This window comes from Nocardia sp. NPDC050406 (genome assembly GCF_044459025.1).
GTDB lineage: Bacteria > Actinomycetota > Actinomycetes > Mycobacteriales > Mycobacteriaceae > Nocardia.
In genome coordinates this window covers 145410-168733 of record NZ_JBITIM010000002.1, presented here as the reverse complement: position 1 = coordinate 168733, position 23324 = coordinate 145410, and the positions used below count along the sequence as shown (strand labels likewise).

Genomic DNA, 23324 nt, shown 5'->3' with positions numbered 1-23324 from the left:
TAAGTTCGAGCCCGTGACCTTCAACGCGAAGCTGTGGCGGCCCGTCCCCGGGTTCGAGGACCTCACCGACATCACGTACCACCGGCATATCGACCAGGGCACCGTGCGCATCGCGTTCGACCGTCCCGAGGTGCGCAACGCCTTCCGGCCGCATACCGTCGACGAGCTCTACCGCACCCTCGACCACGCCCGGATGACCTCCGACGTGGGCGCGGTCCTGCTCACCGGAAACGGACCCAGCGCCAAGGACGGCGGCTGGGCGTTCTGCTCCGGCGGCGATCAGCGCATCCGAGGGCGCAGCGGCTACCAGTACGCCGAGGGCGAGACCGCCGAGACCGTGGACCCCGCCCGCGCCGGACGCCTGCACATCCTCGAGGTGCAGCGCCTCATCCGCTTCATGCCGAAGGTCGTCATCGCGCTGGTGAACGGCTGGGCGGCGGGCGGCGGCCATTCGCTGCACGTCACCTGCGACCTCACCCTGGCCTCGCGCGAGCACGCCCGCTTCAAGCAGACCGACGCCGATGTGGGCAGCTTCGACGGCGGCTACGGCAGCGCCTATCTCGCGAAGATGGTGGGGCAGAAGCGCGCCCGCGAGATCTTCTTCCTCGGACGGCCCTACACGGCCGAGGAGATGAAGGCCATGGGCGCGGTGAACGAGGTGGTCGACCACGACGAACTCGAGAACGTCGCCCTGGAGTGGACCGGCGAGATCCTCGGCAAGTCCCCCCAGGCCATCCGCATGCTCAAGTACGCCTTCAACCTCGCCGACGACGGCCTGGTCGGCCAACAGCTCTTCGCCGGTGAGGCGACGCGCCTGGCGTACATGACCGACGAGGCCGTCGAGGGACGCGACTCGTTCCTGGAGAAGCGGAAACCGGACTGGAAGCCGTATCCCTGGTACTTCTGAGGGATGGACATTCTCGGCAGCCGGATCATTCTGCGTCCCGCCGACTACGCGACCACGCTCGCGTTCTATCGGGACGGTTTGGGGTTGGCCATCGCGCGGGAGTATCCGGGCGGGACGGTGTTCTTCGCGGGGCAGTCGCTGGTCGAGGTGGCCGGGCACGGGCGGGCGGAGGATGCTCCGGAGGGGTTCTCCGGCGCGATCTGGTTGCAGGTGCGCGATGTGGCGGACGCGGCGACCGAACTCGCGCTGCGGGGTGTGGCCATCGACCGCGCGCCGCGGCGGGAGCCGTGGGGGTTGATCGAGATGTGGGTGCGCGATCCGGACGGGGTGCCGATCGTGCTGGTGGAGATTCCGCCGGAGCACCCCATTCGGCGCGACTCCCGGCCCGCGCCGAAATAGCCGAAGTTCCTGTGCGACAGCGCTGACCACGGCCGACCGCCGGGCCGCGGACCGCCATAGCAGACCGATGAGTGTGATTCCGCTCGGGGTGGCGGTTGGCGAGACGTCAGCGCCGTAACGCAAACTGGTTCGCGTGTCTGCCGAACTGCTTGTTCTGCTGATCGTTGTTCTCACGGCGCTGGTATTCGACTTCACCAACGGATTCCACGACACCGCGAACGCGATGGCCACTTCGATCGCGACCGGTGCGCTGCCGCCGCGTACCGCCGTGCTCCTGTCGGGAGCTCTCAACCTGATCGGTGCTTTCCTCTCCGTCGCGGTCGCCGCGACGGTGGCCGAGGGCATCGTCCGACTCGACGAGGTGAGCGGACGGGCGCTGCTCGACATCGTCTTCGCCGGACTCGTCGGCGGCATTCTCTGGAATCTGTTCACCTGGCTGCTCGGCCTGCCGTCGAGCTCCTCGCACGCGCTGTTCGGAGGGCTCATCGGCGCGACCATCGCGGCACTGGGCTGGGACGGCGTCATCTGGGCGGCGGGCAGCAAGGGCGTGCTCGTCAAGATCATCATTCCGGCGCTGCTCGCCCCGGTGGTGGCCGCACTCGTCGCCAGCATCGCCTCGTGGCTGGTCTACCGGATCACCCGGGGCAGTGCGGAGAAGACCGTCGAGAGCGGATTCCGGTGGGGCCAGATCGGTTCCGCCTCCCTGGTCTCGCTGGCGCACGGCACCAACGACGCGCAGAAGACCATGGGCATCATCTTCCTGGCCCTCATCGCGCACGGCTCGGTGAACTCCACCGATCCGCTGCCGCTGTGGGTGATCGTGTCCTGCGCCATCGCCATCGCGGCGGGCACCTGCCTGGGCGGCTGGCGCATCATCCGCACCCTGGGCAAGGGCCTGGTGGACATCGCTCCGCCGCAGGGCTTCGCGGCCGAATCCACCAGTGCCGCGATCATTCTCACCTCGGCGCACTTCGGCCTGCCGCTGTCCACCACGCAGACCGTCACCGGCTCCATCCTCGGCTCGGGTCTGGGCCGTCCGGGCGCGGAGGTGCGCTGGGCGGTGCTGGGGCGCATGGTGGTGGCCTGGGTGCTGACGCTGCCCATGGCGGGCATCGTCGGCGCGATCTGCTGGGCCATCCTGCACGTCATCGGCGATACGGCGGGTGTGCTGGTGGTCTTCGGACTGCTCGTCGCCATGGCCGGGCTGATCTGGCTGCAATCGCGGCGCACCGCCGTCGACCATCGCAATGTCAACGACGAGTGGAAGCCGTCGATCGGCAACGGAAGCCGTTAGGAGTCACCCGATGCGCACTCTGCTGTCGAATCTGACCGACCTGGGACAGGTCACCATCGCCGCCGTGATCTTCGGCGCGGGCCTGCCCGCCATCTTCGCCTTCGGCATCCGCTTTCGGGCCGAGGCCGAGACCGCCGACGGCGGCACGCCTCGACAGGTCGCCCTCGCCGTGTCCACACTGTGCTTCTCGATTGTGATGGCCGCGGTGGTGATCGGTGTGCTGTTCATCGCGAAGGGCTTCCTCGCCACCCGGCTCGGTATCCATCTGTTCGGCGCGTGAGACCGCCGGAAAGGAAAGGCACGCCGTGAGCACTCCGGAACACCCCGACCTGGTGGAGGCCGCGCGCACCTCGATGCGCCAGACCGGCTCGATGTTGCAGAAGGTCCTCAATTGGCTCAAAGCCGGATACCCGCAGGGCATCCCGCAGTCGGACTATGTGGCGCTGCTGGCCGTGCTGCACCGGCGACTGACCGATTACGAGGTCCGCATCGTGGTCGAGGAGCTGGTGCGCGAGCGGGTGGCCGACGACGAGATCGCCCACGAGGAGATCGCGGATGCCATTGCCCGAGTTGCCAAGGAACAACCGGGCGAGGACGATATCGCTCGGGTGGCCTCCCGGCTCGCAGCGGGCGGATGGCCGCTGGCGACACCGACGTCCGATTGACCGACCGACCACTATCGACCACGGACGCGGACCCACAGTCGCGCGCCCACCCTCGAACATGACACGATCGCGAACGTGAGCAGCACCCTGCGGACCCTCCCCATGCCCACCGGCGCCGCCGTGGGCGAGGTCCTTCCGCACCTGCGGGAAGCCCTCGACGGCAATGGACCCGCGTGGCTTCCCATACCGACCGCCGACCGCCGCGAGGCGCACCGCCTCAGCAGTGCGCTGCGGCCCGGCGAGGCCATCGACGACGATGTGGCCCTGGTGGTCACGACCTCGGGCACGACCGGAGTTCCCAAGGGGGCCATGCTCTCCTCGGCCGCGCTGCGCGCCAGCGGCGATGCCACGCACGAGCGGCTCGGCGGGCCCGGACAGTGGTTGCTGGCACTGCCGACCTATCACATCGCGGGAATCCAGGTGCTGCTGCGCAGCATTCTGGCGGGGACCGAACCGGCCATTCTGGATGTGTCGGGCGGCTTCCTGCCCGAGGGGCTGGCGAGCGCGGTGGCCGGTATGCGCGGGCCGCGCCGCTACACCTCGCTGGTGCCGACGCAGCTCATCAAGGCCCTGGACGAACCGGTCGGCCGCGAGGCGCTGGCCCAGTTCGACGCCGTCCTGGTCGGTGGGGCGGCAACTCCCGCACCGGTTTTGGCGCGGGCGCGGGCGGCGGGCATCAATGTCGTGCGTACCTATGGCATGAGCGAGACCTGCGGCGGCTGCGTCTACGAGGGCGTACCGCTCACCGGCACCGAGATCCGTATCGAGGACGGTCGCGTCATGCTCGGCGGGGCGACCCTCGCCAAGGGCTATCGCGGGCTGCCCGATCATCCCGCGTTCGCCGAACCCGGCTGGTTCCGCACCGAGGACGCGGGCACTTACGAGGATGGCGTGCTCACCATCTCCGGCCGCCTGGACGAGGCCATCATGACCGGTGGGCTGCTGGTCATTCCGCAGGTCGTGGAGGCCGTGCTCGCCACCCATCCGGCGGTGGGCGAAGTGGTGGTGCTCGGCGTTCCCGACGAGCGGCTGGGCCAGCGGGTGGCCGTCGCGGTGGTGCCGCCGCCGGGCGTCACGCCGCCGACGCTGGACGAATTGCGCGCGCACGTCCTCGACGAACTCGACGCCATCGCCGCGCCGCGCGAACTCGCGGTGCTCGACGAGCTTCCGCTGCGCGGTCCCGGCAAACCCGATCGCGTGAAACTGCGGCAGTATCTCCTCTCCGAGTCCACACATTGACCACATCTCCCGCATAACGTTCGACGCGTGCGAGCGGTGTGGGATGCGTGGGGAAATGTGTTGGTGGCGTGGGCGATCGGCGCTCCGCTGGTCGTGCTCGGGGCATGGGCGCTGTACCGCCTACGACTACGCCGGGGAGTGCCCCCGCCGACCGCGCGGCGCTACTCGATCGCCGAGGCCGGAATTCTCGTGGGCACCCTGCCCTGGGTCTGGATGATCCTCACGCCGATCGACGGTGAGCGCGCGGTGCTCCTCGTACCGCTGCGCGATCTCCTGGAGACGCTCGCCGATACGCCGTGGCGCGCCCTCGTGCAGATCCTCCCGAACATGATCGTGTTCCTGCCGCTGGGGTTCTTCCTGCCGATGCGGTTCCCCCGCTGCGCCGGGGTGTGGCGTATGACGCTGATCGGCGCGCTGTGCTCGACCGCGCTGGAGTCCGCGCAGTACGTGCTGGATCTGGGCCGGTTCTCCTCGGTCGACGATGTGCTCATGAACGCGGCGGGAGCGGGCATCGGCGCGGCCATCGCCCGGCTGCGCCCGCTCGCGCCCCGCGCGCAAGAGCCGTGCCAGGGGCATGCAAGCGGCGGGCCGCACAGTTGCCCTCATGACTTCTTACACACCTGCTGAGGCACTCGCCGTCGAGGCGAACGACTTGGTCAAGGTCTTCGGGGAGCAGCGCGCCGTGGACGGCGTCAGCCTGACCGTGCCGCGCGGTGCCGTGTACGGCGTGCTCGGGCCCAACGGGGCCGGGAAGACCACCACCATTCGCATGCTCGCGACCCTGCTGCGCCCGGACGGGGGCAGCGCCCGCATCTTCGGACGCGACGTGGTGGCCGAACCCACCGCGGTGCGCTCGCTCATCGGCGTGACCGGGCAGTACGCCTCGGTCGACGAAAAGCTCTCGGCCACCGAGAATCTCGTCATCTTCTCACGACTGCTCGGACTGTCCCGCGCGGACGCCCGGCGCAAGTCGGTGGAGCTGCTGGAGGAATTCGGGCTCACCGAGGCCGCCGACAAACCGTTGGAGAACTTCTCCGGCGGTATGCGCCGCCGCCTCGATCTGGCCGCCAGCCTGATCGCCGCGCCGCCGCTGCTGTTCCTCGACGAGCCGACCACCGGACTCGATCCGCGCACCCGCGCCCAGATGTGGGAGACCATTCGACGGCTGGTGCGGGAGGGCTCCACGGTCCTGCTCACCACGCAGTATCTGGACGAGGCCGATCAGCTGGCCGACCGGATCGCGGTCATCGACCGCGGCCAGGTGATCGCCGACGGCACCTCCGACGAGCTCAAATCCTCGGTGGGCATTTCGGCGCTACAGCTCACGCTGGCCGACCGCGCCCGCCTGGAGCAGGCGCGAACCCTGGTGGGCGAGTTGCTCTCTCGCGCGGCGGGCAAGGTCGTCGAGGCCACCCTGTCGCCCGAGGCGGGCCGTATCACCGCTCCCCTGCCGGATCCGTCGGTCACCACCGACATTCTGATCCGACTGCGCGAGCACGACATTCACGTCGACGAGATCAATGTCGCCAAGCCGAGCCTGGACGAGGTGTTCTTCGCCCTCACCGGCCACGGCGCGGACGACGAGAACGACACCACCGAAAGGAGCGCGGCATGACGACGATCACCGCCCCCGCGACCGGTCGCCACGCGGCCGCCGCACCGATTCCCCAGGTCTCCAACCACATTCCGCTGAAGCAGACCATCGCGAACTCGCTCACCATGGCGTATCGCGGTGTGCTGAAGATGAAGCACAATCCCGAGCAGCTGTTCGATGTGACGGTGCAGCCGATCCTGTTCACCGCGCTGTTCGCCTTCATCTTCGGCGGCGCGATCGGCGGCAGCGTGCAGGACTACCTGCCCGTCCTGATCCCCGGCATCATGGTGCAGACCGTGGTGCTCACCTCCATCGTCACCGGCACCCAGCTGCGTGAGGATATGGACAAGGGCGTGTTCGACCGCTTCAAATCCCTTCCCATCGCCCGCATTTCGGCCCTGGCCGGGGCGCTGATCGCCGATATGGTGCGCTACGCCCTGGCCACCGTCCTCACCGTGGTGGTCGGCATCGCCATCGGCTACCGGCCCGAGGGCGGCGTGATCGGGGTGGTGGCCGCCGGACTGGTGGTCGTGGTCTGCTCCTTCGCGATCAGCTGGATCTGGGCGCTGGTCGGCGTCACCGGTAGGAGCGTCGGCTCGGTGCAGGGCATCTCCATGATGGTGATGTTCCCGCTGACCTTCATGTCCGGCGCGTTCGCACTGGTCTCCACCATGCCGGGCTGGCTACAGGGCATCAACAAGGTCAATCCGGTCTACTACATGGTCAATACCGCGCGGGCGCTGATGAACGGCCAGGGCTACACCGCCGATCTGGCGTGGTCGCTCATCGGATCGGTCGTGGTGGTGGCGATCTTCGCACCGCTGGCCGTCCGGGCGTACATGCGCCGGGCCTGAGGCCGATCGAATGCGAGCGCACCCGCCAACCGAGAATGGTTGGCGGGTGCGCTTTTTCGTAGGCGAGAGGCGGACCGGTCACGCCTCCGACAGGAACTCGCGCAGCAGCCGCAGCACCCGCTCCGCCGAAGCCCGACGTCCCCGCCGCGCCGCGCGGGCCAGCGCGGCGTCCATGCGCTCGGCGCCGACCGAGGGGCGGTGCAGAGCCAAGTGACGGTCCCAGCCCATGGACGGGCAGTCCTGTCGCGCGGCCACTTTCGGCACCATCGCCAGCAGTTCCAGACCCATGTCGACGCGGTCGCCGATGGCCAGCAGATAGGTGCCGACCGCGTTCGCGACCGATCCGATCTGGGGCACGTCCCACAGCTGCCCGAGTTGCTCCTCGGCGACCCACGCCAACTGTCGGACCGTCTCGCCGAGTTCGTCGGCGCGCCCGTACAGCACATGGGCGTCGACCATCGCGGCGACCAGGATGAGGGAGCCGGGGCCGGGCGCGATGACGCTGTCGGGCCAGCCCAGCAGCAGCGGGATCCGGCGATACCAGCGCAGGCCGGACTCGATATCCCCTTCCGCCAGCGCCACTTCCGCCAGACCGGAGGCGACGGCCGCGCGCCGGTGGTTGGGCTGTGGCAGCGGCGCGGTCGGGTAATCGGTGCCGAGCAATCCGAGCGCGGGCTCCAATTCGCGCCGAGCCTGTTCGGGCTGGCCGATACCGGCCAGCGCCACCGCCAGATAGGAGCGCATCTCGACGCTCTCCTCGTGCGCGCCCAGGCGTGAGGTGCGCTCGGCCGCCCGGCGGTAGTACTCGACGGATTCGGCGTAGCGCGCGGACTGCCCGTACAGGCTGCCGAGGTGCTGGCACAGTACCGCCGTACCCCAGACGTCACCGGGCGTCAGAATGCGCAGCGCCGCCTCCGCGTCCCGGATCGAGCCGTACCGGTCACCCGCGTTCTCGTAGGCGTTGGCCCGCGCGATGAGCGCCGTCGAGCGGGTGACCGGATCGGGGCTGCGCACCCCTTCGGCGAGCTTGCGGGCCAGCGCGGTCACCTCGGGGCGGACGATGCCGAGTTCGCCGAGGTACCGCAGTACCGGGCTCAGCGGCGCACCACTGCGCACCAGTCGTCGGACCCGGCCTCGGATCACCGCCTCACCGCGCAGGCCGTCGACGAGGTACATCAGATGCAGGCCCGTGGTCACGTGGCCGAGCATCTGCAGATCGGCCGCCTCGAGGGTCGTGGGAACGGGCGGGCGCAGCGCGAGCAGCCTCGGCAGCCAGCCCACCACGTCCATATGCGCGCCGCGGATCACCCACAGAAACGACAGCACCGGGAAGACGGCGTAGACGATATCGGCGCGGTCGCGTTCGAACGCGTACCGCAGGAGGGCGACGAGATTGTCGGCCTCGGCGGTGGTGGACAGGACCGCCGCGACCTGTTCGTCGTCGTGGTAGCGACGCACCGTGGCGAAGGCGAATTCCCGCCCCCAGCACAGCATTCGGTCCACCACGAGATCGATCTCGCCGGACCGGGCGAGCTGTTCCTCACCGAATTCGCGGACCGTCTCCAGCATGCGATAGCGGATATCGTGGCCCGGCGACTCGTCCTCGATCACGGTGAGCAGCGATTGGCTGACCAGTCCGTCCACCGCGGTCGCGAGATCGGCGATGTCGTCGGCGAGCAGCGCGGCGGCGGCGGAGAGGGTGAATCCGGCGGGGAAGCGACACAGTCGCCGCAGCACCGTGCGCTGCTCGTCGTCGAGCAGATTCCAGCTCCAGTCGATGACCGCGTACAGGGTGCGATGGCGCTGCGGGGAACCGCGATCACCGCTGCGCAGCAACGAGAATCGCTGATCGAGACGGGATTCGATCTCCTCCACGCTCATGGTGCGCACCCGCGCGGCCGCCAGCTCGATGGCCAGCGGCAGACCGTCGAGGGTTTCGCAGAGCCGCGCCACCACCGTCTGGTCCAGCCGGGCCGAGGGCCGGACGGCGCGGGCGCGGGCGGTGAACAGCTCGGTGGCCGGGGAGCCCGCCGCGTCGATGGTCAACGGCGGCAAGGGATATACGGCCTCCGCGGTGATCTGGAGCGGCGAGCGGCTGGTGGTGAGCACGGTGAGCTGATCGCTGACGCCCACCAGATCGGCCACCACCTCGGCGACGGGGTCGATGACGTGCTCGCAATTGTCGAGTACGAGCAGGATGGGGCGCGAGGCCAGTGTCTCCCGCAGCAGTCGTCGGGTGTCGGGAAAGGCGTTGGGTCGCAGCACATTGGTATCGCGGCCGAGCTCGCCGATACCGAGGGTGGCGGCGATGGCGGCCTCGATCTCGGCACGGTTCTCGGCGGCATCGCTGGGATCGGGGCGCAGCGAGGCCAATTCGACCAGGACCACCGACCGCTCCCGCGCGAAGCGCGCACCCAATTCGTTGGCGACACGGGTCTTTCCGGTGCCGCCGGGGCCGAGAATGGTGGTGACCCGAGACGCGCGCACGAGGTGTTCGAGCGCGTCCAGGTCGGCGTCGCGGCCGAGCAGGGGGTTCGGCGCGGCGCGCAGACCGATGGCCGAAAACACCTCGGCCGCAGCGGTTTCGTGCTCGCTGCTCGGGATGGCGTCGCGACGGGCCGCGTTCCCGTTCACCTCCGGCGCGAAAGCTGTTGTCCCGCTTGCCTGATCGGCGTGATCCGCCCCTGAGCTGGCTACGGGATCAGGCGCGGTTCGGGATGCTCCGGGTAGCGGTTCGCCGCGCAGAATGGCCGTGTTCAGGGCCGCCACGGTCGGGCCCGGGTCCGCGCCGAGTTCGTCGATGAGACGGGTTCGCAAGGAGGCGAAGACATTCAGCGCCTCGTTGGCGCGCCCGGCGGTGGCGAGCAGGCGCATGAGGGTGGCGTGGGTGGATTCGTCGAAGGGGTGCGCGGTGGCGGCGCGGTGGGCCAGGTCGATGGCCCCGGGGAGATCGCCGACCGCCTCGCGGGCCGACAGCTCCAGGGTGTCGAGCGCCGCCGAGCGGGTGGCCGCGAGACCGGCCAGCTCCTCGGCGACCGGGCCGGGCGGCAGATCCGCACCCGGTTCGCCGCGCCACAGCGACCGAGCCTGGAGCACCAGGTCCAGACAGGTGCGATCGTCCCCGGCGGCCCGCGCCTCCCGGGCCCGCCGCTCCAGCCGGGCGGCGAGGGTCAGGTCCACGTGGTCGGCGGATACGGCGAGTCGATATCCGGCGGGGCCGATTTCGAGGGCGCCCTCGGGCAGCGCCGACCGCAGGCGCGAGACCTGGGTGTGCAGCGCGTTCATGGGCGCGCGCGGGGGTTCGTCGCCCCAGACGTCGTCGATGAGGGCCTGGGCGCTGCGGCTGCGGCCGGGATGGCTGGCCAGGGCGGCCACCAACAGTCGCGAGCGGGTCCCCGGTACGGGAGCGAGCACCTCGTCGCGGCGCAGGGCGATTTCGCCGAGCAGCGCCACCAGTACGGTGTCGCTCGCGGTCGCCGTCCGGGTGCGCTCGGCGCTGTCGGTACTGCCCGATTGTGAATACATTCCTCGCCAATCGTAGGTGAGCTGCGGCGACGCAGTCGTATTCGTCGTGTTCGGCACGCTGCACCGCCTACCCTGATCTCCATGGCCGAATTCGATATCGAGCGACAGACCGTGATCGCGGCCGACCCGACACGGATACTCGCCCTCATCGACGATTTCCACCAGTGGAAAAAGTGGTCGCCCTGGGAGGAGCTCGACCCCAACCTCGAGCGCGTCTACTCCGGAGCCGACCGGGGCTTGGGCGCGAAGTACAGCTGGAAGGGCAATCGCAAGGCCGGGCAGGGCTCCATGGAGATCACCTCGGTCAGCCACCGCGGCGTCGGCGTGCGCCTCGCCTTCGAGAAACCGTACAAGGCCACCAACCAGGCCACCTTCGAACTCCGCCCGGTCGCGGGCGGCACCGAGGTCACTTGGCGGATGACCGGCCAGCGCACCGGCATCATGACCATGTTGGGCAAGCTCATGGACAAACTGGTGGGCCGGGATTTCGAGAAGGGCCTGGCGAAGCTTCGCGCTGAAGCCGAAGCCGAAGGCTGAGCCTGAGCCGAAGCCTGAGCCTGAGCCGCCCCCGCGCGAACCGGACACACCGCCCACGCCCGCCGGGCCGCGGCCGTCCCGCGCGGGGTGACCCGGGCAACGAATCCTGACCGCGCGCAGCCCAACCCGCGCGCATTAGGCTGCCGAGTATGGCAACAGCTGGACAGTGGCTCGAGGGTGCGCGACCGCGGACGCTTCCGAACGCGATCGCCCCGGTGCTGGTGGGAACGGGTGCGGCGGCCTCGATCGACGGGTTGGTGTGGTGGAAAGCGGTGCTGTGCCTGCTGCTTTCGCTCGCGCTCATCGTGGGCGTGAACTACGCCAACGACTACTCCGACGGTATTCGCGGCACCGACGACGAGCGGGTCGGGCCGCTGCGCCTGGTCGGGTCGAAGGTGGCCAGCGCGGCGGCGGTGCGCAATGCCGCCATCGGCTGCCTGGCCGTCGGCGCGGTGATCGGACTGGTGCTGGTGGCCACCACCGCGTGGTGGCTGATTCTGGTCGGCGCGGGCTGCCTGGCCGGAGCCTGGTTCTACACCGGCGGCCGGAATCCCTACGGCTACAGCGGTTTCGGTGAGATCGCGGTCTTCGTGTTCTTCGGCCTGATCGCGGTGCTCGGCACCCAGTTCGTCCAGGCCGAGCGGGTCGACTGGGCGGGCCTGCTCGGCGCGGTAGCGGTCGGCTCGTTCTCCAGCGCCGTCCTGGTCACCAACAATCTGCGCGATATCCCGACCGATTCGGTCTCCGGCAAGCACACGCTGGCGGTCCGCCTCGGCGACACCCGCACGCGCACACTGCATATCGTGCTGCTGGCGGTGCCGTTCGTGGTGAGCCTGGCGCTGGTGGCGCGCACCCCGTTGGCGCTGGTCGGCCTGTTGGCCCTGCCCTTGGCCGTGCGCGCGAACGCTCCCGTACGCTCCGGCCAGGGCGGCCCGGGACTGATTCCCGCTCTGCGCGATACCGGTCTGGCCCTGCTCGTCTGGTCCATTCTCACGGCGGTCGCGCTCGGCTTCGCCTGAGCCGCGCCCGCTCCCGCACACGACATCGCCCCGGCCGCTACACGGTCGGGGCGATCGCCTTGTCGCTCAGTCGTTGTCGGGCACCAGCACGCCGAGAATCCAGTTCACCAGCGAGATGATGATCGCGCCGATCACCGCTGCCCAGAAACCGTCGACGTTCAGCTGGAAGTCCTCGCCGATGGCATTGGTGATCGCCGAGGTCAGCCACAGCATGAGCGCGTTGACCACCAGCAGGAACAGACCCAGCGTCAGTACCACCAGGGGCAGTGACAGCAGTTTCACCACCGGCTTCACCAGGGCGTTCACAATGGTGAAGATCACCGCGATCACGGCGACGACGAGCAGCTTGCTGGCGGTGGTGTCTTCGGGACTTTTGATCTCGATGCCGCTCACCCACGCGGCGGCCAACCAAATGGCCACCCCGTTGATGAGCAGGCGGAGCAGGAGCGTCATGCTGCGATGGTAGGCCCGAAATGCCCGGTCGTCGTGTCACGCGGCCCGGTCGAGCAGGGCGTGTGTCGCGCCGCGCAACCGCGTCGCGCCCTCGTCACCCCCGATCAGCGTGCCGACCGTCGGGGTGGGGTCGCGCAGGATGCCGAGCAGGATGTGCGCGGCCAGTATGCGATCGTCCTTGCGGGCCAACGCTTCCCGCAGCGAGAGCTCGAGTGCCTTCTTGCTCTCCCGGGTGAACGGGATGTGCCCGAAGTTCCCCTTGCCGCGGCCGAACAGTCCGCGGCGCTGCGGCTCGGTGGGTACGGCTCGGTCCAGGGCGTCCTCGCCGAAGGTCGCCTCCAGGCTGTCGCGGACCGCGTCCAGGTCGATGCCGATGGATTTCAGCGCGGCGGCGTCTTCCTCCCCGAGCGGTTCGCCACCGCGCTTGCGCGCCAGCGCTTCCCGCACGCCCTCGGCGGTGAGGCCGTTCTCGGCCAATACCGCTGTCAACGCGGGATCGGGGCAGGCGAGCACGCCGAGCAGCAGGTGCTCGAGCCCGATGGCGGGTGAGCGCAGTTCGCGCGCTTCCTCCTGGGCGCCCACCACCGCGTATTTCGCGGCCTTGTCGAATCGTTCGAACATCAGCGGATTCCGCCTCTCCGGTTGTACTTCTGATGGACCGCCTGCCGACTCACCTCGAGCGCGTCCGCGATGGCCTGCCAGGACCAGCCCTGGTCGCGGGCATTGGCCACCTGGATGGCTTCGAGGCGCTCGAGCAGCCGACGCAGTGCGAGGACCGCGCGGAGCCCGACCTGTGGATCGGGGCTACCGGCGGCGGCCGCCAGAGTCGTTGCTTCGCTCATGTACGTCAATTTACGTTGACACTCGGAGCGCGTCAACAAAAATTGACATCGACCGGAGAGGGTTCGCTATCGGCGAAAAGACGCCGGTCAGTACCAGCGAGTGAACGGCGCGTACTCGCGCACCGGGCCCTCGGCCCACTTCCATACCGTGTCGGGATCGACCTCGACACCGTCCTGCAGACGCAGCCGCCAGCCGCGCGCTTCCTTCTCCCAGATATCTCCGTCGCGATCGCGATAGAGGCCGAACGCTCCGGGCTCCCAGTCGCTTCCGGGGGCGGCGACCGCCCAGGGACCGAGGGTGACATTGCCGCCGTTGCGCGTGGCGACAACACCGTTATCGGCCTTGATCGTTTCATCACACTCAGATAAAGCGACGTATTGGTCTGTTTCCCACCAACGCATACCCTGCCAGGCACCACGGCGTCCTGGTTGCTGACCCAACTCAACTCCTACTTGTTGTTGTTTCAAACCATTGGAGCAGAATGAAATGCCAGCAGGGCTCCACTCGGGGCACCGCATGGGTATCAGCGAGTGCCCACGTGAGTATCGGTCGGTAATACAAGTTAGGTCACCCTCAGTGATGGATGGAGTTCCAACGTTCGGCGAGTACATCCGCGAACGCCGCACCGCCGCACGGCTGACGCGACAGCAACTTGCCTGGTTGGCAAACCTTTCCGTCCCCTACCTCACCAAGATCGAGGGTGGGTCCGTGCCCTCCCGCCGGGTCGTCGAGTCGCTCGGGGCCGCCCTGGAGCTGCAATTGGCCGAGCGGGAGTACGCCCTCGCCCTGGCCGAGGGGCCCATTCCGGAGTTCGAGGACAATCAGCCCACGGCGATCGATATCGAGTACCTGCACCTGCTCGAACCGCATCTCGCGGCCTACGTCACCCCTACTCTCGACGTGCTCGCCGCCAATGCCGCCTTCACCGAGACGTTCTCCGAGCTGCGCACCGGGGACAACGCGCTGGAGTGGCTCATGCTCAATCCGGTCGCGCGCACGGTCATCCTGGACTGGGAGCGGCTGGCCAACGACGCCGTCGGCAGCCTGCGACTCATGGTGGCCCGGTTCGGACTCGGGGCGCGCAGTCGGGAAATCATCGAGCACTGCATGGCCAGCCCGGAATTCGAGGCGCTGTGGCAGGGCGACGGCGTGGCCGCCATACCGAACAGCCGCCCGATGCTGGTGCGGAATCCGAAAACTCTCGCAATTCGGGAATTTCGCGAGAATTCCTGGCGCACCCAATCGGGTATGCATTCTTGGTCGCTCTATCTTGCGATGGTCGCGGATCGACCCCATGCGGTCACTCGTCCAGTTGTGCGCGAACGGCCCGGATCGTCAACGGGTATTAACGAGAGAAGTGGGGACGGCGCATGGGTTCGACCACCCTCGGATGCCCCGCGAAGCCCCGGAAACCCCGTCACCCAACCAATTCCGCAAATATCCAGCAATCAGAAACGCGAGTGAACATGGGCCACAACAGACCCAACTGTTGAGGTGTAAACCTGTGCTGCGGTGCGGAATCTAGCCCGACCACTGCCCGGTGGCCAGGAACTTCGTGATCACCGACTCCGGTTCGGCCAGACTCAGCCCCTGTTCGGCAACCCAATCGTCGTTGAAATAGGTTCCGGCATAACGGTCCCCGCCGTCGCAGAGCAGCGTCACGACACTGCCGGTTCGGCCCGCTGCCAGCATTTCCGCAATGAGTGCGAACGCACCCCAGAGGTTCGTTCCCGTGGATCCGCCCACCCGGCGTCCCAGCGCCGCGCTGGCATGCCGCGTCGCCGCGATCGAGGCCGCGTCGGGCACTTCGATCATGGTGTCGACGACCTGGCCGACGAAGGACGGCTCCACCCGCGGCCGCCCGATTCCCTCGATCCGCGAAGGCATTCCGGTCTGGTAGCCCGCGTCGGCCAGCTCGTAGCCGCCGTAGAACGCCGAGTTCTCCGGATCGACCACGGCCAGCCGGGTGGCATGGCGGCGGTAACGGATGTAGCGGCCGATGGTGGCGCTGGTACCGCCCGTACCCGCGCCGACGACGATCCACTCCGGAATCGGATGGGTCTCCAACTCCATCTGCTGGAAGATGGATTCCGCGATGTTGTTGTTGCCGCGCCAGTCCGTGGCGCGCTCGGCATGGGTGAACTGGTCCATGTAGTGGCCGCCGGTCTCGGCCGCCAAACGCGCTGCCTCCGTATAGATGTCGGGCGCGCGGTCGACCAGGTGACAGCGCCCGCCCTGCGCCTCGATGAGCGCCAGCTTCTCCGGGGAGGTCTTGGCCGGGACCACGGCCACGAAGTCCAGGCCCAGCAGCTGCGCGAAGTAGGCCTCACTGATGGCGGTGGAGCCGGAGGACGCCTCCACCACCGTGGTGCCCTCGGTGACCCAGCCGTTGCAGATCGCGTACAGGAACAGCGATCTCGCCAGCCGGTGCTTGAGACTGCCGGTGATATGGGTGGATTCGTCCTTGAGGTACAGCTGCACGCCCCACTCGGCGGGCAGTGGATAGCGCAGCAGGTGGGTGTCGGCGCTGCGCTGGGTGTCGGCGTCGATCAGCCGGACGGCATTGTCGACCCACTCGCGTGGCGTACTGCGATCGCAGCGCTTCACGCGTCATCACCACGCAGGCGCGAGCGCAGCCGCTCTTTGTCCTTGCGGCGCTTGGCATCGACGGCCGCGATGTCCTGATTCACCTTGGCGCGCAGGCCTTTGAGCAGGGTCATGGACAGCGGCATGGCGATGAGCAGAGCGAACAGCGCGGCTACGATCAGCGGTACATCGACCGATACCAGTTTGGCCGCGCCGATGATGATGGCGGTGAGCGCCACGACCATGGCGAGCCGGGCCAGCGTATACAGGGCAAGGTTGCGTGCCAGGCGGCCGCCCGCGCCGTCGGTTCGAGGTGCGTCACTCACGGCTATCAGACTAAGCGACGGCGATTCGGGCATTCGTCGCGCCCTCACAGAAATGTCGCTGGATATTCGCTACAAACCGGTAATTCGTGACAGCGAACACAGTACGGATATCCGTTTTGTCTATTACTTCCCCTTTACCAAACTGAGACTGTTCGAACACCCGGGGGTTCCAGTGCAACGATGTCGCTACTGATGAGGGATCTGTCGATACGGAAAGGTTTGCGAATGACTGCGTTCACCGCGGCGAGCCGCGTATTGGGTTCCGTCAACGGCCAGGACACTCTGCTCACCCCTGGCCAGGTGGCTGCCCTGTTCCACGTAGATCCGAAGACCGTTACCCGCTGGGCCCACGCTGGTCGGCTCGGCTCGCTGCGGACTCCGGGCGGACACCGCCGGTTCCGCGAATCGGAAGTCATGCATCTGTTGAGGTCTCTTACCACCGAGGCTCGAAGCTAGGCCTATTTTCCGTTCCACGGTGCCGCGGGTACGGACACGGATTACCCTCGTTGGCAGGAGGTGAGCTCTCGTGACGTACCTGTTGGCACTCATCGCGGTGGTGGCTGTCGCGGTGCTGTGCTGGAAGGCTTTCGGCCCTCAGCGACCGACCGGCACCGGCCCGACACACCCGCCCCGCAACCGTGTGATCGGTCCCGACGACGATCCAGAGTTTCTTTGGCGCCTGTCTCGACAGCATCGAGACGGCGAACCCGGTTCCCCCGAACGCTGATCACGGCCCGCCTCCCTCCGACGCCGCAGAAGCAACGGAACCGATAGCGCCAGCAGTGGCGCGCCTCTAGACAACGATCCCCGCGAACCGCGACCCGGCTCGCGGGGTTTCGTCCGTCCGGGATCCCATTCTGAAACATTCTCGCTTCACAGTGCTGCGGTTCGGGTTACCCTGCTGCCGAGCGCCGTCTCCGGCGCGCAGGGGAAGGAAGACCCATGACCTCGTTCGTCACGAAAACCATTGCGGCCACCGCACTCTCACTAGGCGTCGTCGCCGCACCCGCCTACGCGACTCCCGTGGAACTCCAGCCTATGACCGATCCGCACCCCGTCTCCAGCACCGGCTCGGCCCTCACCGACTACACCGGCTCGGCCGTCGGCACCGACTTCTCCGGCTCGGCCGAGAGCATGATCGACGCTCTTCCGACCCTCCCCTGCCTCCTGCTCTCCCTCTCCGGCATCCAGACCTGCGACCTCACGGGCCCGCGGGTTCCGCAGTAGCGCTCGGCAACCAGCGCACGGGCGTCGCGTCGAGCTATCCGTCGGCCGGTTGGGGCCACGGCGATGCCGAGGGGGCCGTAGTCGGATTGCCCCGCCCCTGAACAGGTCTACACCTTCCAGGCGCGGGGCTCAGCCGCCAATACTGTTGGCGCTCAGCGGATTCGACCGTCAGCGGGTGGCGTCGGGAACCCACTTCGCGCCGGTGGCACCGGTCGAGACGCAGATCAGCGGCTGGCCGGTATTGACGTCCGCGGCCTTGTGCATGGCCTCGCTCCGATCGCACGGCTGATGCGCCACCGGCACCGAAGCCGAAGCCGCACCGGCGAATCCGACAAGCGCCGTCGCGACGATTCCGCCGACCACGGCAGCAGCCCTGAGAACCTTCATTGTCATGCCTCCTTCGTTGAACACACGGGGAGACCCACCCCCCGTTCGACAGTCTGCCGTGTCGATCTCGCGATGGCCAACGACCAGGACTGGGGCACAAGCCTTTCCACCACAACCCTCAACCAGGTGCACCGACGAAGTCACTGGACAGCCGCCGTATTCGCGACAATGATCATCCGCGTACATCTTTGGATTCGGGGGTTTGTCGCATGTCGCTGTTGAGGAAGTCCGCGCTGGCCATGGTGGTTCCGGCAGCCGGAGTTCTGGTGGCCAGCGGCGCGGGAACCGCGCACGCTGCCGGAGACCTGTACGGCGCCATCGCCGTCTCGGGCGGCCGAACCATCGGCGAAGCCTGGGACTTCCCGACCCAGGCCGCAGCCGACGACTACGCCATCGCCCAATGCGGCAACGCCAACGTCTGCACCGTCAAGGTCCGCTTCCACAACGAATGCGGCTCGGTAGCAGGCGTCAACTTCACCGCAGGCCGCAACGCCCCGGTCCCCGTGTACTACGGCGGCACCGGCCCCACCCGAGAAGCCGCCGAACAGGCAGCAAGAGCCGCCGCAGGCCCCACCTACGAAAACCCTTGGCTGCCAATGGTCTGGCTCGGCAGCACCGCCCCCGCCCAGGTACAGATCGTCGACACCCTCTGCACAGCCAACGCAGGCTGACGCCACGCCCCTCCAGCGCGAAACAACCTGAGAGGCAACAGGTCCGACAAACCCGTGCCACTCATTCGGGGTTGACTTAGTTCAGCCCCGCGTAGCTGTGCAATCCGCTCACCACGATGTTGATGATGAACAGGTTGAACAGCATTGCTACGAAACCGGCGACGTTGATCCAGGCGGCTTTGGTGTCTCGCCAGCCGGAGGTGGCTCGGGCGTGGAGGTAGGCGGCGTAGACGACCCAGGTGATGAAGGAGACGGTTTCCTTGGGGTCCCAGCCCCAGAAGCGGCCCCAGGCGGCTTCGGCCCAGATGGCGCCGAGGATTACGCCGGTGCCGAAGAGGGGGAAGGCGACGATGGTGGTTTTGTAGGCGAGGCGGTCCAGGGATTGGGCGTCGGGGAGGCGGCGGGCCAGGGCTCCGAGGAGGTTGGTGGATTCCTGGCCTTCGGGCTGGCGGATGCGCAGCAGGAAGAGCAGGGAGGCGACGCCGGAGAGCAGGAAGATGCCGCTGCCCACGCTGACGATGGTGACGTGGATGGGGAGCCAGAAGGACTTCAGGGCCGGGACCACGGGGGCCGCTTCGGCATAGAGGACATTGCCCGCGAGGTACATGAGGATCAGTACGGGGGCGATGAGGAAGACCCACATGCCGCGGTACCGGCGGTCGTGCATGAAGACCAGGCCGGTGACCATGGCGGCGGCGGTCGCCATGGTGATGAACTCGTACATGTTGCCGAGCGGGAAACGGTGCACCGCGAAGCCGCGCAGGACGATCGAGGCCAGATGCAGGCCGATCGCCACGAACAGCACCGAGAAGGCCATATTGCCGACGCGTTCGGTGAGCGGGCGGGCGGGCCGGTCGGCGACCTTGCCGGGCGCGTCCGCGGGACCGCCGCCCACCGTCACGAGTTCGCGTGCGGCCGTGACCTTCTTGCGCGCGGACGCGTACTGGACGATGAACATCGCCAACACCAGCACGTAGACCACGAACGCCGATTTGAAGGCGAGATTGCTGTATCCGGCGAGGGTTTCGTCGATCGGCATATTCATTCTCCCGTGCTGTGGTCCAGCAGCCGTGTGCGCAGTCGGTCGAATTCGCCGCCCCAACCGGCCTGGTCGGTGCGGGCCAATCCGCCCATTTCTACTACGGTACGTCGTTGGTCTGTGGGCTCGGCGGCGGGGTAGACGCGCAGCCAGATTCGACGGCGCTTCACCAACAGCGACACCAGCAGCCCGGCCATCATGGTGATGGCGCTGCCCAGCACCCAGCCCTGGGCGGGATCGTGCGAGACCTGCAGGTTCACGAACTCCTCGGCCCCGTCGAAGGTCACCTTGGTGCCGTCGGAGAGCGAAACCGATTCGCCCGGAGCGAGATTCACCCGCTGCTCCTTGGTCAACCGCCCCTGCTTGATCATCTCCTGATCGAGGGTGAACAGCGACTGCGCGCGGCCGGTGTCCAGACCGGTCTCACCTCGGTAGATGTCCACCGCCACCATGGGATCGTTCATGGCCGGATAGACCGAGGTGAGCAAGGTGCCGTGCAGCATGGCGGTCGGCGCGAACAGGCCCTGGATGGCGATCTGGTTCTTGCGCCGCTCAGCATCATTGGCGTACATGCCGCCGGGTGGGTCGATCCGCAGCACACCGCTGGAGAGGAAGGTGGTCGCATCGTCGGGCCGCCACTGCACGGCCTCGGTACGGGTCTGGCCGTCCGGGAAGGTGACGGTGAACTTCGGCGCGAACCCGTGGCCTTGCAGGTAGATGCGGTCGCCCTCGACGCGCAGCGGATGATTCACCTGAATCGTGGTGTCCCGCCAGGTATCGCTCTCCAGATCCTTGCCCGCCTGATACGAGATATCGGCGGTGAACATCTCCGCCTGCCCGTTCGACAGGTAGTCGGCCTTGAAGTTCTCGACCCGCACGCACAGTGGCGTCAGCCCGGTGCCGTCGTTGACATTGCCCGCGCGGAAGGAATCGAACACCGCCGGGGAGGTGGTGCAGAACCCCGGCCCGTCATTGGCGATGACGATGACATTGCCCTCGTAGCCGAAGAGCTTGCCGATGGCGATGGCCGCGAGCAGACACACCAGCGCGAGATGGAAGACCAGATTGCCGAGTTCACGCGTGTATCCCTTCTCGGCCGACAGCGTGATCTCGCCGTCGCGACCGCCGGGTCGAACCACCGTGCGCCACCCGCGCAATTCGCGCCGCGTCCGTTCGACGACCTCCTCGGGCGTGGCGCTGTCGCCACCCTCGAAGTGGTACGGCAGCCGTCCGAGATTGCGCGGAGCCTTCACCGGTTCGGTGCGCAGCGCCCGATAGTGGTCGAGGCAGCGCGGCAGAATGCAGCCCACCAGCGAAACGAACAGCAGCACATAGACGGCCGTGAACCAGAAGCTGGAGAACACGTCGAACAGTTCGAGGCGATCCATCCACGGACCCAGCGTCGGACGATTCGCGATGTACTCGTCGACCTTCTGCGCGTTCAGACTCCGCTGCGGCAGCAGCGCGCCGGGAATCGCGGCGAGCGCCAGCAGGAACAGCAGGATGAGCGCGGTGCGCATACTGGTCAGCCCGCGCCAGGTATTGCGCGCGACGGCGAGGACGCGGCGCGGCAGCGACTGGCGCGGCGGGCCGACGGGAGCGGGGGCGGTTTCGGTCACGGTCATCAGATCGGCAGGGTCACATTCGAGACGAAGGCGTCGCGGACCCAGGAGACGAACTGGTCCCACGCTCCGGTCACCAGGGCGATGCCGACGGCCACCAGGAGAATGCCGCCGATCACCTGAATGGTGCGGGAATTGCGGCGCAGCCAGCCGACACCGCGCAGCGCGGTGGCCGACCCGAACGCCAGGATGACGAACGGCAGCCCCAACCCGAGGCAGTAGGCCACGATCAGGGCGACGCCGCGCGCCGCGGTGGTGCCGTCGGTCCCCGCGGACACGGCCATCACGCCGGAGAGCGTGGGGCCGAGGCACGGGGTCCAGCCCAGCGCGAAGACGCCGCCGAGCAGGGGCGCGCCGAGAATGCCGCTGAGGCGGCGCGGCTCCATGCGGGTGTCCTTCTGCAGCGCCGGGATGAGGCCGATGAACGCCAGGCCCATGACGATCGTGACCACGCCGCCAATGCGTTGCAGCAGTTCACGATTGACATTCAGCGCCTGAATCGTGCCGAACACCGTCACCGAGGCGAGGACGAACACCACGGTGAATCCGGCGACGAAGAGCCCCGCCGCACCGGCGACCCGCATGCGCCCACCGTTTTTCGCGTCCCGATCGGCCAGCACCGTCGAACCGCCCTGCGCACCGCGCTTGGCCGATTCCACGGTGACCGGAGGCGCTTGCGCCCCAACCAATCCCGCGAGATACGACAGGTAGCCCGGCACCAGCGGCACCACACACGGCGAGGCGAACGACACCAGCCCCGCCAGCACACACGCGCCCAGCGCGAGCAGCAGCGGCCCGGAAGACGCTGTCTGCTGGAAGGATTCGCCGACGCTGGCGAGGACGGTCACGCTCACGACTGGTCCTCGCTGGCGATCTTCTCCACCATCGGCTGGAGATCCTCGGCGAGCAACGACCGCAGGTAGACGGCGGCCACGCGATGCTGGCGATCGAGAATCAGCGTGGTGGGAATGACGCTGGTGGGGAATTTGCCGCCGAGGGCGAGCAGCGTGCGCATGGACGGGTCGTAGATGGACGGATAGCCGACGTGATTGTCGGTGACGAAATCCTGGGCCTTGTCCTTCTGGTTGTCGCGCACATTGATGCCGAGGAAGGCGACGCCCTTGTCCTTGGTGGCCTCGTAGACCTGTTCCAGCGCAGGGGCTTCCGCGCGACACGGCCCGCACCACTGACCCCAGATATTGATGACCACGACCTTGCCGGGGAAATCCTCGACCGAGGTGGTCTTGCCCTCGGTCATGAGATCCGGCCCGGCGAGACGGCCGATGGTCCCTCGGCTGGACGGCGGATCGTAGAAGATATCGGTCTTACCGCCGGGCGAGACGAAATCGAAGGTGCCGCCCTGGGCCACCGCGTCCTTGCCCGCCGTCGAGCAGCCCGCCAGCGCCGCCATCAGGCAGACGCTCGCCAGCAGAATCGACGCCATACGCCGGACCGGCCGGGGCGGCGACGCGGTGAACCGGCTCATGCCCCGGTCACCCTCGGATCCGTCGCCCCGGCGGGCTCGGAGTAGACGATGTCGATGAGCGTGTCGCCCTGATAGACCAGCGAGGTCAGCGAGGCGAGCGAGCACTGGCGCTTGCGCGGGTCGTGCCACAGGCGCTGGCCCTGCAGGAAGCGGCGCAGCGTCCACACCGGCAGCTGATGCGAGACCAGCACGGCCTCGCGCCCGGCGGCCTCGACGCGAGCCTTGTTGACGGCGGCCAACATTCGGTGCGCGATCTGCAGGTACGGCTCACCCCAGGACGGGGTGAACGGGTCGCGCAGCTTGAGCCAGTGCCGGGGCTTGCGCAGCGCGCCGTCGCGGGCGGCGACGCGCAGACCCTCGAAAGTATTGCCCGCCTCGATGAGGTTGTCGTCGGTCCGAATGATCACGCCGTGCTGGGACGCGATGGGATCCGCGGTCTCCTGCGCGCGCTGCAGCGGTGAGGCGACCACCAGCGCGATATCGTGATCGGCCAGCGAGCGCGCGACCGCGCCCGCCTGCGCGCGGCCCGCGACGGAGAGGCCGAAGCCCTCCAGGCGGCCGTACAGGATCCCCTTGGGGTTGTGCACCTCACCGTGGCGCATGACGTGCACGATGGTCTCGACATCGTCGGCGACATCGCCGGGCAGCACG

The 23324-nt window shown here is 68.0% G+C and carries 29 protein-coding genes; 16 read left to right on the top strand and 13 right to left on the bottom strand.

Annotation, left to right across the window (positions count from 1 at the left end):
- The first annotated feature begins 13 nt into the window (after nt 1-13).
- The 9 genes from ACIBH2_RS14345 (at nt 14) to ACIBH2_RS14305 (ending at nt 6952) form a co-directional block, all read left to right on the top strand.
- Nucleotides 14-907: a 1,4-dihydroxy-2-naphthoyl-CoA synthase gene (locus ACIBH2_RS14345; RefSeq protein WP_397117385.1), complete on the top strand. Its 894-nt coding sequence runs from the start codon at nt 14-16 to the stop codon at nt 905-907.
- A gap of 3 nt (nt 908-910) precedes the next feature.
- Nucleotides 911-1306: a VOC family protein gene (locus ACIBH2_RS14340; RefSeq protein ID WP_397117383.1), complete on the top strand. Its 396-nt coding sequence runs from the start codon at nt 911-913 to the stop codon at nt 1304-1306.
- Between the two features lie 133 nt (nt 1307-1439).
- Complete coding sequence (locus ACIBH2_RS14335; protein ID WP_397117381.1) at nt 1440-2600, top strand: anion permease; 1161 nt, start codon at nt 1440-1442, stop codon at nt 2598-2600.
- A 10-nt stretch (nt 2601-2610) separates the two neighbouring features.
- Complete coding sequence (locus ACIBH2_RS14330; RefSeq protein ID WP_397117379.1) at nt 2611-2880, top strand: hypothetical protein; 270 nt, start codon at nt 2611-2613, stop codon at nt 2878-2880.
- A gap of 25 nt (nt 2881-2905) precedes the next feature.
- Nucleotides 2906-3265, top strand: coding sequence for a DUF3349 domain-containing protein (locus tag ACIBH2_RS14325; protein WP_397117377.1), 360 nt, complete (start codon nt 2906-2908; stop codon nt 3263-3265).
- A 102-nt stretch (nt 3266-3367) separates the two neighbouring features.
- Nucleotides 3368-4504: an o-succinylbenzoate--CoA ligase gene (menE, locus tag ACIBH2_RS14320; RefSeq protein WP_397120743.1), complete on the top strand. Its 1137-nt coding sequence runs from the start codon at nt 3368-3370 to the stop codon at nt 4502-4504.
- Nucleotides 4505-4531: 27 nt separating this feature from the next.
- Nucleotides 4532-5131 carry a VanZ family protein gene (locus tag ACIBH2_RS14315; protein ID WP_397117375.1) on the top strand — a complete coding sequence of 200 codons (600 nt, stop codon included), beginning with the start codon at nt 4532-4534 and terminating at the stop codon, nt 5129-5131.
- Entirely contained in the window at nt 5109-6119 is a 1011-nt protein-coding gene (locus ACIBH2_RS14310) for an ATP-binding cassette domain-containing protein (protein ID WP_397117373.1), read from the top strand. Before ACIBH2_RS14315 ends, ACIBH2_RS14310 begins: the two co-directional genes overlap by 23 nt.
- On the top strand, nt 6116-6952 hold the full coding sequence (locus ACIBH2_RS14305; protein WP_397117371.1) for an ABC transporter permease: 837 nt from the start codon (nt 6116-6118) through the stop codon (nt 6950-6952). The genes ACIBH2_RS14310 and ACIBH2_RS14305 overlap by 4 nt, the downstream gene beginning before the upstream one ends.
- A gap of 78 nt (nt 6953-7030) precedes the next feature.
- Here ACIBH2_RS14305 and ACIBH2_RS14300 read toward each other — a convergent pair whose 3' ends face one another.
- Entirely contained in the window at nt 7031-10477 is a 3447-nt protein-coding gene (locus ACIBH2_RS14300; protein WP_397117369.1) for an AfsR/SARP family transcriptional regulator, read from the bottom strand.
- Nucleotides 10478-10558: 81 nt separating this feature from the next.
- Here ACIBH2_RS14300 and ACIBH2_RS14295 point away from each other — a divergent pair, with 81 nt between their 5' ends.
- Nucleotides 10559-11014, top strand: coding sequence for an SRPBCC family protein (locus tag ACIBH2_RS14295; RefSeq protein WP_397117367.1), 456 nt, complete (start codon nt 10559-10561; stop codon nt 11012-11014).
- A 149-nt stretch (nt 11015-11163) separates the two neighbouring features.
- Nucleotides 11164-12033 (top strand): 1,4-dihydroxy-2-naphthoate polyprenyltransferase, encoded by an 870-nt coding sequence (locus tag ACIBH2_RS14290; RefSeq protein WP_397117365.1) that lies wholly within the window; start codon nt 11164-11166, stop codon nt 12031-12033.
- A gap of 66 nt (nt 12034-12099) precedes the next feature.
- On the opposite strand, the gene ACIBH2_RS14285 is transcribed toward ACIBH2_RS14290, so the two are convergent.
- From ACIBH2_RS14285 to ACIBH2_RS14270, 4 genes are all read right to left on the bottom strand, one after another.
- Nucleotides 12100-12486 (bottom strand): phage holin family protein, encoded by a 387-nt coding sequence (locus ACIBH2_RS14285; RefSeq protein WP_397117363.1) that lies wholly within the window; start codon nt 12484-12486, stop codon nt 12100-12102.
- 36 nt (nt 12487-12522) lie between these two features.
- Complete coding sequence (locus tag ACIBH2_RS14280; RefSeq protein WP_397117361.1) at nt 12523-13107, bottom strand: Clp protease N-terminal domain-containing protein; 585 nt, start codon at nt 13105-13107, stop codon at nt 12523-12525.
- Nucleotides 13107-13328: a helix-turn-helix domain-containing protein gene (locus tag ACIBH2_RS14275; protein ID WP_397117359.1), complete on the bottom strand. Its 222-nt coding sequence runs from the start codon at nt 13326-13328 to the stop codon at nt 13107-13109. The genes ACIBH2_RS14280 and ACIBH2_RS14275 overlap by 1 nt, the downstream gene beginning before the upstream one ends.
- A gap of 87 nt (nt 13329-13415) precedes the next feature.
- Nucleotides 13416-13730, bottom strand: a complete 315-nt coding sequence (locus tag ACIBH2_RS14270) for a hypothetical protein (RefSeq protein WP_397117357.1) — start codon at nt 13728-13730, stop codon at nt 13416-13418.
- 178 nt (nt 13731-13908) lie between these two features.
- On the opposite strand from ACIBH2_RS14270, the gene ACIBH2_RS14265 reads away from it, so the two are divergent.
- Nucleotides 13909-14793, top strand: a complete 885-nt coding sequence (locus ACIBH2_RS14265) for a helix-turn-helix transcriptional regulator (RefSeq protein WP_397117355.1) — start codon at nt 13909-13911, stop codon at nt 14791-14793.
- Between the two features lie 57 nt (nt 14794-14850).
- On the opposite strand, the gene ACIBH2_RS14260 is transcribed toward ACIBH2_RS14265, so the two are convergent.
- Nucleotides 14851-15936 carry a PLP-dependent cysteine synthase family protein gene (locus tag ACIBH2_RS14260; protein ID WP_397117353.1) on the bottom strand — a complete coding sequence of 362 codons (1086 nt, stop codon included), beginning with the start codon at nt 15934-15936 and terminating at the stop codon, nt 14851-14853.
- Nucleotides 15933-16241 carry a DUF4229 domain-containing protein gene (locus ACIBH2_RS14255; RefSeq protein ID WP_397117351.1) on the bottom strand — a complete coding sequence of 103 codons (309 nt, stop codon included), beginning with the start codon at nt 16239-16241 and terminating at the stop codon, nt 15933-15935. Before ACIBH2_RS14255 ends, ACIBH2_RS14260 begins: the two co-directional genes overlap by 4 nt.
- A gap of 225 nt (nt 16242-16466) precedes the next feature.
- Between ACIBH2_RS14255 and ACIBH2_RS14250 the strand changes: the two genes are divergently transcribed.
- The 3 genes from ACIBH2_RS14250 to ACIBH2_RS14240 all read left to right on the top strand — a co-directional run bounded on the left by ACIBH2_RS14250 (nt 16467) and on the right by ACIBH2_RS14240 (nt 17468).
- On the top strand, nt 16467-16697 hold the full coding sequence (locus ACIBH2_RS14250) for a BldC family transcriptional regulator (RefSeq protein WP_397117349.1): 231 nt from the start codon (nt 16467-16469) through the stop codon (nt 16695-16697).
- 70 nt (nt 16698-16767) lie between these two features.
- Complete coding sequence (locus ACIBH2_RS14245; RefSeq protein WP_397117347.1) at nt 16768-16968, top strand: hypothetical protein; 201 nt, start codon at nt 16768-16770, stop codon at nt 16966-16968.
- 215 nt (nt 16969-17183) lie between these two features.
- A complete protein-coding gene (locus tag ACIBH2_RS14240; protein WP_397117345.1) occupies nt 17184-17468 on the top strand; it encodes a hypothetical protein in 285 nt (94 codons plus the stop codon).
- Between the two features lie 168 nt (nt 17469-17636).
- On the opposite strand, the gene ACIBH2_RS14235 is transcribed toward ACIBH2_RS14240, so the two are convergent.
- Nucleotides 17637-17855 (bottom strand): hypothetical protein, encoded by a 219-nt coding sequence (locus ACIBH2_RS14235; protein ID WP_397117343.1) that lies wholly within the window; start codon nt 17853-17855, stop codon nt 17637-17639.
- Between the two features lie 209 nt (nt 17856-18064).
- Here ACIBH2_RS14235 and ACIBH2_RS14230 point away from each other — a divergent pair, with 209 nt between their 5' ends.
- The gene (locus tag ACIBH2_RS14230; RefSeq protein WP_397117341.1) at nt 18065-18526 is read left to right on the top strand and encodes a DUF4189 domain-containing protein; all 462 of its coding nucleotides are present in this window, start codon (nt 18065-18067) and stop codon (nt 18524-18526) included.
- 76 nt (nt 18527-18602) lie between these two features.
- Here the strand turns inward: ACIBH2_RS14230 and ccsB are convergent, their stop codons facing one another.
- From ccsB to ACIBH2_RS14205, 5 genes are read right to left on the bottom strand one after another with little or no spacing between them, the layout of a single operon-like run.
- Nucleotides 18603-19565 carry a c-type cytochrome biogenesis protein CcsB gene (gene ccsB / locus ACIBH2_RS14225; protein WP_397117339.1) on the bottom strand — a complete coding sequence of 321 codons (963 nt, stop codon included), beginning with the start codon at nt 19563-19565 and terminating at the stop codon, nt 18603-18605.
- A 2-nt stretch (nt 19566-19567) separates the two neighbouring features.
- Nucleotides 19568-21190, bottom strand: coding sequence for a cytochrome c biogenesis protein ResB (locus tag ACIBH2_RS14220; protein WP_397117337.1), 1623 nt, complete (start codon nt 21188-21190; stop codon nt 19568-19570).
- On the bottom strand, nt 21190-22035 hold the full coding sequence (locus ACIBH2_RS14215; protein ID WP_397120741.1) for a cytochrome c biogenesis CcdA family protein: 846 nt from the start codon (nt 22033-22035) through the stop codon (nt 21190-21192). The genes ACIBH2_RS14220 and ACIBH2_RS14215 overlap by 1 nt, the downstream gene beginning before the upstream one ends.
- A gap of 2 nt (nt 22036-22037) precedes the next feature.
- Nucleotides 22038-22673 (bottom strand): TlpA disulfide reductase family protein, encoded by a 636-nt coding sequence (locus tag ACIBH2_RS14210; protein WP_397117335.1) that lies wholly within the window; start codon nt 22671-22673, stop codon nt 22038-22040.
- On the bottom strand, nt 22670-23275 hold the full coding sequence (locus ACIBH2_RS14205) for a histidine phosphatase family protein (RefSeq protein ID WP_397120739.1): 606 nt from the start codon (nt 23273-23275) through the stop codon (nt 22670-22672). Before ACIBH2_RS14205 ends, ACIBH2_RS14210 begins: the two co-directional genes overlap by 4 nt.
- Nucleotides 23276-23324 lie beyond the last annotated feature (49 nt).

Excerpts from the sequence above, each read along its gene's own strand:
- ACIBH2_RS14340 (WP_397117383.1), top strand. The coding sequence starts at position 911 with ATGGACATTCTCGGCAGCCGGATCATTCTGCGTCCCGCCGACTACGCG.
- ACIBH2_RS14330 (WP_397117379.1), top strand. The coding sequence starts at position 2,611 with ATGCGCACTCTGCTGTCGAATCTGACCGACCTGGGACAGGTCACCATC.
- menE (WP_397120743.1), top strand. The coding sequence starts at position 3,368 with ATGCCCACCGGCGCCGCCGTGGGCGAGGTCCTTCCGCACCTGCGGGAA.
- ACIBH2_RS14310 (WP_397117373.1), top strand. The coding sequence starts at position 5,109 with ATGACTTCTTACACACCTGCTGAGGCACTCGCCGTCGAGGCGAACGAC.
- ACIBH2_RS14305 (WP_397117371.1), top strand. The coding sequence starts at position 6,116 with ATGACGACGATCACCGCCCCCGCGACCGGTCGCCACGCGGCCGCCGCA.
- ACIBH2_RS14300 (WP_397117369.1), bottom strand. The coding sequence starts at position 10,477 with ATGTATTCACAATCGGGCAGTACCGACAGCGCCGAGCGCACCCGGACG.
- ACIBH2_RS14295 (WP_397117367.1), top strand. The coding sequence starts at position 10,559 with ATGGCCGAATTCGATATCGAGCGACAGACCGTGATCGCGGCCGACCCG.
- ACIBH2_RS14290 (WP_397117365.1), top strand. The coding sequence starts at position 11,164 with ATGGCAACAGCTGGACAGTGGCTCGAGGGTGCGCGACCGCGGACGCTT.
- ACIBH2_RS14285 (WP_397117363.1), bottom strand. The coding sequence starts at position 12,486 with ATGACGCTCCTGCTCCGCCTGCTCATCAACGGGGTGGCCATTTGGTTG.
- ACIBH2_RS14280 (WP_397117361.1), bottom strand. The coding sequence starts at position 13,107 with ATGTTCGAACGATTCGACAAGGCCGCGAAATACGCGGTGGTGGGCGCC.
- ACIBH2_RS14275 (WP_397117359.1), bottom strand. The coding sequence starts at position 13,328 with ATGAGCGAAGCAACGACTCTGGCGGCCGCCGCCGGTAGCCCCGATCCA.
- ACIBH2_RS14270 (WP_397117357.1), bottom strand. The coding sequence starts at position 13,730 with ATGCGTTGGTGGGAAACAGACCAATACGTCGCTTTATCTGAGTGTGAT.
- ACIBH2_RS14265 (WP_397117355.1), top strand. The coding sequence starts at position 13,909 with ATGGATGGAGTTCCAACGTTCGGCGAGTACATCCGCGAACGCCGCACC.
- ACIBH2_RS14250 (WP_397117349.1), top strand. The coding sequence starts at position 16,467 with ATGACTGCGTTCACCGCGGCGAGCCGCGTATTGGGTTCCGTCAACGGC.
- ACIBH2_RS14240 (WP_397117345.1), top strand. The coding sequence starts at position 17,184 with ATGACCTCGTTCGTCACGAAAACCATTGCGGCCACCGCACTCTCACTA.
- ACIBH2_RS14235 (WP_397117343.1), bottom strand. The coding sequence starts at position 17,855 with ATGAAGGTTCTCAGGGCTGCTGCCGTGGTCGGCGGAATCGTCGCGACG.
- ACIBH2_RS14230 (WP_397117341.1), top strand. The coding sequence starts at position 18,065 with ATGTCGCTGTTGAGGAAGTCCGCGCTGGCCATGGTGGTTCCGGCAGCC.
- ccsB (WP_397117339.1), bottom strand. The coding sequence starts at position 19,565 with ATGCCGATCGACGAAACCCTCGCCGGATACAGCAATCTCGCCTTCAAA.
- ACIBH2_RS14220 (WP_397117337.1), bottom strand. The coding sequence starts at position 21,190 with ATGACCGTGACCGAAACCGCCCCCGCTCCCGTCGGCCCGCCGCGCCAG.
- ACIBH2_RS14210 (WP_397117335.1), bottom strand. The coding sequence starts at position 22,673 with ATGAGCCGGTTCACCGCGTCGCCGCCCCGGCCGGTCCGGCGTATGGCG.
- ACIBH2_RS14205 (WP_397120739.1), bottom strand. The coding sequence starts at position 23,275 with ATGCGCCACGGTGAGGTGCACAACCCCAAGGGGATCCTGTACGGCCGC.